We start from the raw sequence: 14107 nt of genomic DNA, 5'->3' as shown, positions 1-14107 counted from the left end.
TAATTGAATGTGTCAAATAGTTTGGTATGAGTTGGCAAAACCAATAATTTACTACAAGAATGCATAAATAATCACTCTTTCTCAAATTTTGTTACTGTTTTATGGTAAAAGTTTACTCTTCACTGATTTATTTAATCTATTGAATTTCAAGGGGGTTGAATGTTAAAGTTTATTTGCCTAAATTCTAAAGATTTTTTACCTTTACCCCCAATCAAAATAGTTGCCTTATGGAGGAACTCATACTCACGTTAATAAATCAAACCTCACAAAATATATTTCTAACAGGAAAAGCAGGAACAGGAAAAACTACATTACTGCACAAAATCATTAAAACTACACATAAAAATACTATTGTGGTTGCTCCCACAGGCATAGCAGCTTTGAATGCAGGTGGAGTTACCATTCACTCTATGTTTCAGTTGCCTTTTGCGTCATTTTTACCAACATTGTCCAATCCACCTGTGGTTTATGCTAATTCGCGTTTTGAAAATCGGATGACATTGCGTAAGCACTTTAAAATGAGAAGAAATAAACAACAGTTATTTCATCATTTGGAGCTATTGGTTATTGACGAGGTGAGTATGCTACGTGCCGATGTTTTGGATGCTATGGATTTTATGTTGCAAAATATTCGAAAAGACAAACGTCCTTTTGGAGGGGTACAAGTTTTGTTTATTGGAGATTTATTGCAGCTACCACCCGTAGTCAAAAACGAAGAATGGGAGGTTTTGAAAACATACTACAGTGGGATATTTTTCTTTCAGTCCAAAGTTATTACTGAAAATCCGTTATTATACGTAGAGTTGGATAAAATATATCGACAGTCGGATGATGATTTTATTTCCATACTAAATAATCTTCGAGATAATAAATTGAATTTCAGTAATATGGAATTATTACAAGGTTATGTAAATCCTAATTTTAGATCGGATAGACGAAATGAATATATCACTTTGACGACTCACAATGCCAAAGCTGATGCTATTAACAATCATGAAATGAGAGAGTTACATAGTAAAGAATATATGTTTGAGGCAGAGATCGTAGGTGATTTTCCTGAATATATGTATCCTATAGATAAATATATTTACCTAAAAGAAGGAGCGAGGGTTATGTTCATTAAAAACGACTTATCACCTGAAAAATTGTTTTTTAATGGAAAAATGGGAACCGTAAAGAGGCTTTCGGATGATGAGATTGAAGTTCTTTTAGATGGAGGAAAAACCATTAATGTTGAAAAACATGAATGGGAAAATATCCGCTATCAGATTAATGAGCAAACCAAAGAAATTGAAGAAGAGCGACTTGGAACGTTCTCACAGTATCCATTGAGGTTAGCTTGGGCAATTACTGTACATAAAAGTCAGGGGCTTACTTTCGAAAAGGCAATTTTAGATTTAGACCATGTGTTTGCCCCAGGACAATTGTATGTAGCTTTTTCTCGATTGCGTTCCATGGAAGGAATGGTATTGCTTTCTCAAGTTAGTAAATATGGTATCGAAAATAGTGAGGAAGTGGTTCAGTATGCAGTAAATAAAGCTAGTCCAGAACAACTTTCTCAAGCATGTGTCAGTGGTGAAAAAGCGTACTTAGAGAATGCCGTTTTACAATGTTTTCAATGGGATAATTTGCTAGGAAATTGGAACTTACACAAAGGTAGCTATGTAGGAGATATGGGAAATAAGAATCTTTATAAAGACTGGGCATTAGAACAGATGAATCAGGTCGTTGAAATGGTTATACTGACCGAAAAATTTACCAAACAGTTGAAACATATCTTACATACTGACTATGATTTTAACTTCCTCTATGAGCGTTTTGAAAAGGCATATCTCTATTTTTTTCCACGATTAGAGGTTATTTGGTATGAAGTCTTACGAGTGCAAAAAGAGATTGAAACTCATAAAAAAGTGAAACAATTTCGTGAGGAACTTATTGATTTGGAGAGTGTAACTTCGGAAGTAATACGTAGCCTATTTAAAACAAGACAAATGATGCAATTGGCTAAAAATCAACAGCCATTTAATAATTCTTCCATCAATCTTTCGCCGTTGGTAAGGATTCGTGAAAATTTAATATTAAAAGCAAAAGAACAGCTGAAAGAAAAACGACTTTTTGTGGAGGAGCAATCACATCAAGCAATAAAAATTGCTACCAAAGAAAAAGAATCGACCTATGATATCACCTATCAATTATGGAAAGAAATGCGTTCTGTTGAGGCAGTTGCAGAAAAACGCATGTTTACCACAGCAACTATCTATCGACATCTTATGAAGTTAATGGAAATGGATAAGGTGCAAATTTCAGAATTGCTATCCGAACAGGCTCTAAACGAACTGACAACTGTTTTTGAACAGGAAGAAGATTTGAGTTTAGGATATATCTATGACCTTTTGAACGAAAGATACACTTGGGATGAATTACGCCTTTTTAAAAGTTATTTTTTGAAAAATATGAGTTCAGAATGAATAGACAGACTCTGCAAGAATCCCTTCCTTATGGTTTATAAACTATAAGTGCATTTAGTCAGTATTTTAAACGGCATCAGGAAACAAAAAGTTCTACTTGATGTAATTATATAAAAGGATTTTTAGAGTAATTTTTTAGTGGTACTGCTTCAAAAAACTATTCTAAAAATTCCAAAAATTCAAAACAAAACGTATATTTGCACATTATTTATCAAACGGAGAGAGCTATACTCTTTATTTTCAAACAACTATATGACACAGCAAAAAGATGAAATGTCTTTTTTAGACCATTTGGAGGAACTACGGTGGCACCTAATCCGCTCCACTGTAGCCGTTTTGGTCATTGCCGTAGTGGCGTTCTTCTTGAAAGATTTTATTTTCGATACTATTATTTTTGGACCTCGAAAAGGTGATTTTATTACCTACGAAATGTTTTGTAAATTGGGACAATTTTTTAATTATGAGAGTGATTTCTGTATGGAAAAACTGCCTTTTAGCATCCAAAATAGAACAATGGCAGGACAATTTTCAGTGCATTTATGGACATCTATTTGGGCAGGAGTTATTCTTGGTTTTCCTTATATTTTGTATGAAATTTGGAGATTTATAAGTCCAGGGCTATATGAAAATGAGCGAAAAATAGCGAGTGGTTTCATTTTCATAGCGTCCTTGTTGTTTTTTATGGGAGTGTTGTTTGGTTATTACATGATTGCACCTCTTTCTATAAATTTTTTAGGAACATATACTGTTAGTCAAGAAGTTGCAAACCAAATTGATCTAAATTCTTACATTTCGGTAGTCCGATCATCCGTAATTTCGTGCGGTTTAGTATTTGAATTACCTATTATCATTTACTTTTTAACCAAATTAGGACTCATAACCCCGACTTTTATGAGGAAATATCGTCGACATGCACTTGTTTTGGTACTTATTTTAGCTGCAATCATCACACCTCCCGATGTAGCGAGTCAAATTATTGTAGCTATTCCCATTATGTTACTTTATGAAATTAGTATATTCATTTCAGTCTACGTTTTGAAAAAGGAACAAAAGCGTAAAGCAAAAGTGGAATAAAATCCTATAAATGAAACATTATCATATTTTCAAAACATAATTTAATATTTTAAGGTTCAATGAATTGTAAAACCTACCTAAAGCAATTACCTAACGTGAAAACGTTAAAACAGATTTGTCGTGGCAGAGCTGTGATGGATTGGATTATTTGTGGATATGAGTTTGAAACCTACCACACCTTCTACAAGAGTAAGCAAGAGGAGTATGACGGCACCGAGGCTCAATGGGGCTTAGGGTTTGAGGATGAAGATGGAATCTCCCTGTCGTTCTATTTTCTTGACAAGGCGTGTCTGATTGTGCCGTCAGCGAGTTCGGAAGATAGTAAAGATGCGAACAGTCAGTTGTTTGAAAAAAAAATACCGAAGATTTTTCATCCTTATTTTCGTAAAAATTTTTCGAATTCTGATATTCCGTTCGTGTTGTGGTCATTGGATGGAGAAACGTGGAATGCTGAGGAAAATTTTGAAATTGAAGAAATTATTTCTAAATTTGACCAAATCACTACTAATCCTGCCGTCTATAAGCAATGGGCATTTGATTTCTTTGGTGATGAAACTTATTTCAAGGAAGATGCTTCCGAGCAGACTATTACGGACATTTATGAAGGTAAGATACTCACCGAAGCAATGGTATATAGTTTAGTGAGCGAAGTGCATGATTGGGTGGATTTGGAGGCCGAATTGGATGAAATGCCATACCGATTTGAGTTTTAAATCCTAACCATTTTTTATACCAAAATTCAAGCAGGAAAATTTATCTTTTGGTGTGGATAAACAATATTTATTCTGAGTTTAAAGTTAAACCAAAGTAGTTACAGTTATGCAAAACGAGGGGTTTGTTAGCTTTGGTAGTATTTGGAGTGTATTGTTCTAACTAATAGCATTAATATTGCTCGAAAAATTAAATTTATTGCATATTTTTTACATACGATGAAATTAATAGTCAATGATATTATCAAAATCTATAAAGGAAGAAAAGTTGTTAAAGGCGTTTCTTTGGAGGTAAATCAAGGAGAAATTGTTGGGCTTTTAGGGCCTAATGGAGCGGGTAAAACAACATCTTTCTATATGATTGTGGGGTTGATTAAACCCAATGGAGGAACTATTTATCTTGATAGAGAGAATATTACTGACTATCCGATGTATAAAAGAGCTCAGCGAGGTATTGGGTACTTGGCACAAGAAGCCTCCGTTTTTCGTAAATTAAGTATTGAGGACAATATCAAAAGTGTGTTGCAATTGACCAAGTTATCGAAAAAAGAACAACAAATGAAAACCGATTCATTGATTGAGGAGTTTGGTTTGGGACATATTCGCAAAAACCGAGGTGATTTATTATCAGGAGGTGAGCGACGTCGTACTGAAATTGCACGAGCATTAGCAACAAGTCCAAAATTTATTCTATTGGATGAACCTTTTGCAGGAGTTGATCCCGTGGCTGTAGAAGATATTCAACGTATTGTTGCACAGCTTAAAAATAAAAATATTGGTATCCTAATCACCGACCATAACGTACAGGAAACTTTAGCGATTACTGATCGTACTTATCTTATGTTTGAGGGAGGAATTCTCAAAGCGGGAGTTCCTGAAGAGTTGGCAGAAGATCAAATGGTTAGAAAAGTTTATTTAGGACAAAATTTTGAATTGAGAAGAAAAAAGTTATTTTAGTAAGGAGTTCCCACTTGTATTTTTTTGAACTATTAGCGTTGTTGAAATAGTTAGGAATACAATGTTTATGTCTTCTTCATTTTCAATACTTGAAAGAGTTACTCCATAGGTCGTTTGTAAAATGTGATTAATCCAAATTAATTATGTTTCTGATTATTAGTAGATTGATGTATCATTTAACTTACTCTTAATTAGTTATACGTTGATTCGGTATATTTTTTCTGGGAAAAGCAATAGCAAGAATCTGATTTTTAGGGGTTTATTTTTTGTAAAATTAGAGCCTTTGTCCAAAATGTTTATGTGGAATGGGTAATTGAGTATCAAATAAATTCTAAAAATTTAAGACGAATTTGGTTTGTGTGTATTATTTTAAATATGAAATAGTTATATTAGAATGTTCTGCAAATCATATTTTCAAAATAAACTTGTATAAAATAGTAAAGAAGTATTACAAATGAATTATATAGAATATGATTTCAAAATAGAACCTCAGGGAGTTGCTTCTGAGATTCTGGTGGCTGAGTTAGCAGAATGGGGTTTTGAGAGTTTTGTTGATACCGAACGAGGGATTTTGGCCTATATTCAAGAAAGTTTGTGGAATGAACATATTTTAGATGAGATTTATATTTTAAAATCGGAGGAATTTCTCATAACTTATTCATTCCGAACTATTGAGCAAGTAAATTGGAATGAAGAGTGGGAAAAGAATTTTGATCCCATTTCAGTAGATGGTTTGTGTACGGTTCGGGCTCCTTTTCATCCAAAAACAGACACTAAATATGATATTATTATCGAACCCAAAATGAGTTTTGGAACAGGACATCATGAAACGACTTATATGATGTTGCAGTTTTTATTACAGACCGATTTTAGCGGAAAATCGGTACTTGATATGGGTTGTGGTACCAGTGTTTTGGCGATTATGAGTGAAAAACGAGGTGCGACCAAAATTACGGCAATAGATATTGACGATTGGTGTGTTGAAAATTCAATAGAGAATATACAACGAAATGATTGTAAGTGTATTGAAGTGAAGTTAGGTGATGCTTCTTTATTAAAAAACGAGCATTTTGATGTGGTAATAGCTAATATCAATCGAAATATTTTATTAAATGATCTCTCGTTGTACGCAGCGACTCTATCGCAAAATGGAATGGTGCTTCTCAGTGGATTTTACAAAAGTGATATGCCAGTAATCCTTGAGGAATCCAGTAAACATGGTCTTTCATTTGTTGAAAATTTAGAACGTAATGAATGGGTAGCAGTAAAATGTGTCAAAAAAGATTAATTTTTGTAATATGCTAATTTTCAATCATAAAGAGCAAACCCAAACTGAAACCGAAACGCTTGTTGAGGAATTATTGGATAGGGAATATCATCTTGTTTTATACAACGATGATGTAAACACCTTTGATCATGTGATTGATACATTGGTACGAGTTTGTGATCATACCTATGAACAAGCCGAACAATGTGCTATTATAGTGCATTACAAAGGAAAATGTGATGTAAAATCAGGAACCTACAAGACCTTAGAACCGATGTGTACTGCACTTTTAAATGCCGATTTAAGTGCTGAAATTGAGTGATTTCTATATTCTTGTCGAAAAACTGATCGAATTAAACGAAAAATTGAAATGAATCACTATATATCTAACGATACATTATTTTTAGAAAATATTGAAAATCTCTTAATTGAGGATGTAAAACTCAAATTATCGGAGGAGGCAAAAATAAATATCCAAAAAAGCCAAGATTTTTTGAGTAGATGGTCTCTTGAGCATCAAAAACAAAATATTCCTAACGAAAATGCTGATTTTCAGTGTCGTTTATTGAAATCCTATGCCTGTGGTGTAGGTACTGCCATTCCTGATGAGGTGGTAAAATTGATGTTATTTTTAAAAATACAGTCTTTTTGCTACGGATTCAGCGGTATACGTCTAGAAATTATTGAACGATTTTTGGATTTTTTTAATTACAATGTATTGCCAGTTGTTTATTCAAAAGATACACCAGATGATCGTATTTCATTGGCTCACTTGTCTTTACCGCTTATTGGCGAGGGTGAGGTACGCATTAAAGGAAAGATTTTTTCCTCCTGTGAGCTGGAAGAAAAATTTGGGTGGAAACCGTTGCATCTGAAAGAAAAAGAAGCCGAAATCTTGTTAGGAGGTACACAATTGACAACTGCTTATGGAGCTTTTAATATGATCAAAGCTCTTAAATTGTGTGAGTTATCGGATTTTATAGCTTCGGTTTCTTCACAAGTTTTCGGAGTGAGTGACTTGTTCTTCTCAGAACAAGTCCAAATCGTTCGTCCACATAAAGGGCAAATTCAAACAGCAGAATCGTTACGCAAATTTCTGAAAAACAATGAAATAAATGTGGAACGTTCAGAGTTTGATACAGCTCCCGAGGCTTTTCGTGCTATTCCACAGGTGCATGGGGCTGTCAAAGATACGGTAGCCCATGTTCGAAAAGTTATTAAAACCGAAATTAATTCTGTAACGGATAATTTGTTGGTTTTTTCTAAAGAAAACCAACTGATTTCCAGTGGAAATTCACATACTTTACCCTTGTCATTAGGTTTAGATTTTCTTGCTATAGCATTGACAAGTTTGGGAAATATGTCAGAACGACGAATTTTTCATCTTATTTCATCAAGAGAAGATGAAAAGGAGGATTTTTTCTTAGATTTATCTGTTTTTCAACGTATAACAGAGAGTATTTTAGCTGAAAATAAGCGGTTGTCTACACCTGTGAGTGTTGAAAGCCCTATTTTTACTGAAAAAATGACTGATATTAAAGGAATGGGAGGTAGTTCGGCTGTAAAATGCTTGCAGGTTATTGAAAATATTGAACAAATATTAGCTGTTGAGTTATTAGTCGCGGTACTATGGTCAATAAATCAAAAAATGACCTTCACATCTTCTGTTTTGAATGAGTATATTGACTATTTGGAGTTACGAGCTGAAAAAATATCCCTGAAAAAAAGTATCGAAAAAACCATACAATTTTTTAAAATAGAGAAGAATGAAAACTAAATGGTTGTGTTATAAAAAGTATGATGGTAGTTTTGATTGTCAGGCTGAGCGTAGTCGAAGCCTCGTAATTACAGGGCTTCGACTACGCTCAGCCTGACAGAAATATCCACTTTATTAAAAGTATCATACTTTTTACAACACTTCCAACTAAATTATTGAATTTAAACGCTTTGTAACTGAAAAACGTATCTCAGTATCGTGCTCAATATGAGTAATTTACTATCGGAAATGAAAAATAAAAACATTAAAACTTAAAAATAAATAATAGATGAATAAATGTTTGTTGGTTCTTTTAGCGGGTTTTCTGCTTTTTCAAAGTTGCAAAAATAACCCCAATCCAAAGGAATTAATTGATGAAATCAAATCACGTGAAGTATTTGAAAATAACGAAACAATCTCATTTTCAGATACAACACAACTGTCCTTTGAGAGAATAGCCATAAAAGATAAAGAGGTTTTGGCGGAATTGAAAAGTTTTTATTCCCAAAATGGCTACAATACACGTTGGCTTTACGAAAAAAAACCGACTCCGTTGTTTTATGGTTACATGAAAGTATTAGAAAAATCAGAAAATTACGGGCTGAATCCAGAAACGTATCGCCATAAGGCACTGAAATATTTGGTGGATAGTCTTTATTCCAAAACGATTGATTTTACGGAACTTGAACAAGCCGATAGAGAAATAACGGCTTCTTTTTTATTGTTAACGAAGCATTTAGGTAGCGGACGTGTATCTAAATTATCACATGGTCAACACATTTGGAAGCCAACCAAACGCAACCGAAACGATGTTGAAATTCTATTGAAATTGGAAGATACGGACGATTTGGTAACGGTGGTTGATGCCCTACATCCGAGTCATCTTCTCTACAAGCGAATGAGTGAAAAATACGCTGAATTGAGAGCTGATACTCAGCCGGATTCAATCATTAAAGTTGCTTTTGAGAATCCAAAGTTATTTGTTGATGGGTATAAGCATTCGGCAGTGGAGGCTATGCGGCATAATTTAAAACAGAAAGGTTATGAAGTCACTCCGTTGGTTTCGACAAATGTGGTTGATACCGTTTTGTTAAATGCCCTCAAAAAGTTTCAGGAAACCAAAGACATTACCCCTGATGGTGTTCCAGGGAAGACAACTCTCTATCACTTAAATATGACCAAGGCTCAAAAAGTGGAACTTCTAAAACTTAATATGGAGCGTATGCGTTGGTTAAACAATGATTTGGGTGATGATTATCTCATTGTGAATATTCCTGATTTTAAGTTATTTGTATATCATAAAGATTCAATGATTCATCAAATGAATGTGGTAGTAGGCAGGGAATATACCGCAACTCCTGTGTTCGTTGATTCAATTCGTCATGTGGAATTTCGACCTACTTGGACGGTACCACAGAGCATTATTCACAATGAAATGATTCCGCAAATGGTATCAGAAAATGATGCCGAAAAATACCAAAAACGGGGTTATACCATCTATGAAAATGGTGAAAAGGTTGATCCTAATAGTGTAGATTGGACAAACCCTGAAATCAGAAAACGTAAATTTCGTTTTGTAGAAGCTCCATCAGCTCGCAACTCGTTAGGGTTGGTAAAGTTTATATTAACCAACGATATGAGTATTTATTTACATGACACTCCTTCAACACGATTGTTTTCACGTGAAGAAAGAGCTTTTAGCCATGGTTGTGTGCGTGTGGAACAACCTGCCGAATTGGCGTATTTACTGCTTAAGAATCAAGATGAATGGACTCGTGAGAAGGTAGACCAAGCAATGCAATCGGGGCCCAATCAAAATCGTATTACTCTAAAAAACAGATACTTAATCAGTTTGTTGTATATTACCGCTTGGGTTGATGAAAATAATCAGCTTATTATCAAAAATGATATTTATGGTTTTGACCAACAGCAACTTAAAGAGTTGAAAGTATATGAATAGACTTAAAATTTCGTAGTATGGCAATCCGATTTACAGTTATTCGAGAAAATATAAAAATTGCTTTAGAGTCAATCAAAAGCCAGTTGTTGCGTACAATTCTTACGGTGCTAATCATTGCTATCGGTATAACGGCATTAGTCGGGATTTTGAGTGTTATCACAGCACTCCGCAACACTTTGGAAGGTAACTTTTCAAAAATGGGATCCAATACATTTTCTATTACACGCTATCAGTATACCCAACGAGTTCAAGGTAGCGGAGCTAATGAGAAGATAAATCCGCCCATTAGTTACCAAAATGCAATAGCGTTCAGAGAACAATTACAAAATCCGTTTGCACAAATCAGTATTTCATTGTTTTCATCTGCTTCGGTTGAAGTTAAATACGAAAATCAAAAAACCGATCCTTCATCAAAAGTGATTGGAGTGGATGAGTTCTATATTAAAAATTCGGGCTTAGAACTTGACAGTGGTCGGGATTTCAGTAAGTTAGATATTGAGAATAATGCAGAAGTTTGTATTATTGGAGCTGATTTTACAAAAAAATTATTAAAAGATGTCAATCCTATTGGTAAGGTTATTTCTATCAAAGGACATAAATTTACAATTATTGGCGTATTGGAGTCAAAAGGTTCTACATTTGGAAATAATGAAGATATGCAAGTGTTGATTCCATTAGGGATTGCTCGTTCGGTTTTTACGCTCCAAAATCCGAATTTTGCAATAAAAGTAAAGGTAAATGATAAAGGTAAGCTAGATGTCGTTATGGATGATGCACTTATTGTTATGCGTAACATTCGAAGCCTCAGACCATTGGATGAAGATAATTTTGGTATGGAACGCAGTGATGATTTATTGCATCGTATTGAAAGTATCACACAAGGCATTGGAATTGCAGGGTTTGTGATTGGATTGATTACTATTTTAGGATCGTCGATTGCTTTGTTGAATATTATGCTCGTTTCTGTAACTGAACGTACCAAAGAAATTGGTATTCGCAAGGCTTTAGGAGCTCATCGTAAGGCAATTACAATGCAATTTTTCACTGAAACAGTTATCATTGCACAATTGGGAGCCATGGCAGGAATTGTTTTAGGCATAACATTAGGTTACTTCATTTCACTCGTAGCAGATTTTGATTTTATAATTCCATGGGGAGTCATTTTTGTGGCCATTTTGATAGCCTTTGTAGTAGCCATTATTTCAGGGTTATACCCTGCGATGAAGGCTTCCAAGTTAGATCCTGTTGAAGCTCTTCGTTATGAATAATTCTTTTTTGATTTTTGATGGTGATTGCCTTTTTTGTAATTGGATAGCTTATCATTTAGCAAAATCCGACAAGCGGGATAGTTTTAAATTTCTGTCAAGCACCTCTGAAACGGGACAATATTTTATCGTAAAATATCAATTGCAAAAGTTTGTAGATAAAACAGTTATAGTTCGAGTAGGGGAGGTGTTTTATATAAAATCAAAAGCCATTTTTATGTTTTTGAAAGAAAGTAATATGTATCCATTGCTTCGGTTTATTATTTGGATAACTCCTGCATTTATAGCTGATTTTGTGTATGACATTATTGGAAAACATCGTAGGAAACTCATTAAAAAAGAATGCCCCATACTGCCTCCTGAAATTCGTAAAAAGTTTTTGAATTAATTTGGTTCAAGGCTCTACGAGTTGCGTGTTTTCGGTATTTTTCTCATTCTTAGAAAGAAACATTTTTCATCTTCTCGATATCTATTTAATAACGGGAGTAAAATAAAAGAAATTCCTCCGAAAAAGAGAGTCATAAAGAACTGTGCTGTCCATACAATCCAACCAAAAGCGGTACCTGACACTAAAGGTATGCCAAAAAGTAGTAAAATTTCTGCTATAAAAAAGGGATATGAACCAAAGCCACCATTAGTAAAAGCTATGGCAAAACTGCCTACTACAAAGGATGTTAGTACCGTTCCTATGCTAACGTAGGAGGTCTCAGGTAGAGCAAGAAACGGAAGATAGAACATCAAAACGTACATTGTCCAAATGAAAATTGTATGCAATAAAAAAGCTCCTCGTCGCCGTAGTTTAAGTATGGAAAAAATACCTTCTTTAAGTCCTGCTACAAAATTGCGTACCTTTAAAGCAATGAAATGTGTTGATTTATAGACCCATATAGAAAATAATACTCCAAGAACTAATACAATTCCTAAAAGAAAAATCAATTTTTGGAAAGGAATTATAGACAGTAAAAACTCGCTAATTAAATTAAATTGAAGTAGAAAAGCAGTCAACGTGAACGATAGTAATAGGATTAGATCAACTACTCGTTCCGAAATTATGGTTCCTATACTTTTGTCAAAAGGAACACCATCATAACGATTTACTACCAAAGCTCTTGATATTTCCCCAGATCTTGGGATAGTAACGTTTACTAAATATCCGATAAAAACTGCCATTATCCGATTATAGCTACGAGTTTTGTATCCCATAGGGTTGAGTAATAATTCCCATCGTAAAGCACGTGAGACATTGCTCAAAAAACCGAGTAAAACTGATAATATAATATAAAAATAATCCGCTTTTAAGAATTTTTCTTTGATTTCATTCAGCTGCTCATCAGTGAATTGGCTGTAGGCATACCAGCACAGAAAAACACCTAAAAATAGCGGAAGGATAGTTTTTATTAACTTCATTATCAGTATTTTATGTTTTATTTATTCTATTTTATTTGTCTTTTCATTGGGGAAAATAATCCAAGGTTTAAAGGCCTTAGCTTCCTCAAAATCTAAAATTCCGTAGGAAATGATGATAATGATATCGCCTCGCTGTACCTTCCGAGCTGCAGGCCCGTTAAGAATTACCTCTCCCGAACCTCGTTTTCCTTTAATAATATAGGTCTCTAAACGTTCACCATTGTTTACGTTTACGATTGCAACTTTCTCTCCTTCAATCATATTGGCCGCTTCCATCAAATCTTCATCGATTGTGATGCTTCCTACATAATTTAGGTCAGCTCCAGTAACTGTAACTCGGTGAATTTTAGATTTTAATACTTCTATTTGCATTTTGTAAATCATTAAAAATCGGGCAAAGATACTAAAAAAAGAAATAATTAAAGTTTTCCATAAAAATTTTATCACAAATTTGAATTCGTATGATTGTTATTCCTTTTAAAGAGTAGGGGATAGCGATTATTCTTGTTAGATAGAACTTCTTCGATGAAAAATACATTGGATAATACAACCTCAGCAAAAAAATGTTGACCAAAATAAAAAATAAAAATCCGTTAATGGAAGTCGTTTTTTCAGGATTTATTTTATAAAGTTGACTGCGAATATATCTGTAAAATTTTACAGTTTAAATAATTGGTAATAAGTAATTTATATATCAATATATAAATAATAACTTTAATATATATAAAAATATGTTTTTGAAGAAGTATTAATGTAATTCAAATATCTGTAAATCAATTATTTAAAAAGAAATATCAAAATAACTGCCAAAATGTCATATATTAATAAATTGTTACTAATATTAAAGTATTAATTTATAAATTAATATATAAGTATTTTATAATCATTATTTTATATATAAAAAATTTTATTTCATTTTTTCATCTTATTTTATTAGTAAAAATAGTATATATTTCAAATGATTTTTATGAGGTAAAAAATAAACTTACGTTCGTAAAAACTATTTTTGGACGCTGAATTAATATGGAAAATAACTTCTTACTATGTTATCTAGGAAAGAAAAAGCGAATAAAAAATGGGAAGTAGATTTCTAATCTTGATATTTTCCTATTGTAGCAGTTCTGATGAGCAGACATCATCTGAGAATAGGAATTTTGTAAGATGAAACGTGAGGTGTTTATCACAGCATGACATATTTAGGAAAGTATAAAAAATTGATGTCAATGTCAAGTGTTTGACCTGA

At 33.4% G+C, this 14107-nt stretch carries 11 protein-coding genes and 1 pseudogene; 10 read left to right on the top strand and 2 right to left on the bottom strand.

Annotation, left to right across the window (positions count from 1 at the left end):
- Positions 1 to 212: 212 nt before the first annotated feature.
- The 10 genes and pseudogenes from CGC52_RS00735 to CGC52_RS00690 all read left to right on the top strand — a co-directional run.
- A pseudogene (locus CGC52_RS00735) lies at positions 213 to 2468 on the top strand (helix-turn-helix domain-containing protein); the annotation flags it as partial.
- A gap of 252 nt (positions 2469 to 2720) precedes the next feature.
- On the top strand, positions 2721 to 3542 hold the full coding sequence (gene tatC / locus CGC52_RS00730) for a twin-arginine translocase subunit TatC (RefSeq protein WP_042345283.1): 822 nt from the start codon (positions 2721 to 2723) through the stop codon (positions 3540 to 3542).
- A gap of 59 nt (positions 3543 to 3601) precedes the next feature.
- The gene (locus CGC52_RS00725) at positions 3602 to 4255 is read left to right on the top strand and encodes a hypothetical protein (RefSeq protein ID WP_042006507.1); all 654 of its coding nucleotides are present in this window, start codon (positions 3602 to 3604) and stop codon (positions 4253 to 4255) included.
- A 216-nt stretch (positions 4256 to 4471) separates the two neighbouring features.
- Positions 4472 to 5209, top strand: coding sequence for an LPS export ABC transporter ATP-binding protein (gene lptB, locus CGC52_RS00720; protein WP_042006509.1), 738 nt, complete (start codon positions 4472 to 4474; stop codon positions 5207 to 5209).
- A gap of 454 nt (positions 5210 to 5663) precedes the next feature.
- Entirely contained in the window at positions 5664 to 6497 is an 834-nt protein-coding gene (prmA, locus tag CGC52_RS00715; RefSeq protein ID WP_095893154.1) for a 50S ribosomal protein L11 methyltransferase, read from the top strand.
- Positions 6498 to 6507: 10 nt separating this feature from the next.
- Positions 6508 to 6798, top strand: coding sequence for an ATP-dependent Clp protease adaptor ClpS (locus CGC52_RS00710; RefSeq protein WP_042345277.1), 291 nt, complete (start codon positions 6508 to 6510; stop codon positions 6796 to 6798).
- A 48-nt stretch (positions 6799 to 6846) separates the two neighbouring features.
- Entirely contained in the window at positions 6847 to 8253 is a 1407-nt protein-coding gene (gene hutH, locus CGC52_RS00705; protein ID WP_095893153.1) for a histidine ammonia-lyase, read from the top strand.
- 268 nt (positions 8254 to 8521) lie between these two features.
- Positions 8522 to 10192, top strand: coding sequence for a murein L,D-transpeptidase (locus CGC52_RS00700; protein WP_095893152.1), 1671 nt, complete (start codon positions 8522 to 8524; stop codon positions 10190 to 10192).
- Positions 10193 to 10209: 17 nt separating this feature from the next.
- Positions 10210 to 11460, top strand: a complete 1251-nt coding sequence (locus CGC52_RS00695) for an ABC transporter permease (RefSeq protein WP_042345271.1) — start codon at positions 10210 to 10212, stop codon at positions 11458 to 11460.
- Entirely contained in the window at positions 11453 to 11845 is a 393-nt protein-coding gene (locus tag CGC52_RS00690) for a thiol-disulfide oxidoreductase DCC family protein (RefSeq protein WP_095893151.1), read from the top strand. The genes CGC52_RS00695 and CGC52_RS00690 overlap by 8 nt, the downstream gene beginning before the upstream one ends.
- Positions 11846 to 11859: 14 nt before the next feature.
- Here the strand turns inward: CGC52_RS00690 and CGC52_RS00685 are convergent, their stop codons facing one another.
- A complete protein-coding gene (locus CGC52_RS00685) occupies positions 11860 to 12867 on the bottom strand; it encodes a lysylphosphatidylglycerol synthase transmembrane domain-containing protein (protein ID WP_095893150.1) in 1008 nt (335 codons plus the stop codon).
- 18 nt (positions 12868 to 12885) lie between these two features.
- On the bottom strand, positions 12886 to 13236 hold the full coding sequence (gene panD, locus CGC52_RS00680) for an aspartate 1-decarboxylase (protein ID WP_042345342.1): 351 nt from the start codon (positions 13234 to 13236) through the stop codon (positions 12886 to 12888).
- Positions 13237 to 14107 lie beyond the last annotated feature (871 nt).

It is taken from the genome of Capnocytophaga sp. H2931, assembly GCF_002302535.1.
Taxonomy (GTDB): domain Bacteria; phylum Bacteroidota; class Bacteroidia; order Flavobacteriales; family Flavobacteriaceae; genus Capnocytophaga; species Capnocytophaga canis.
This window is presented reverse-complemented; position numbering and strand designations above follow the sequence as displayed.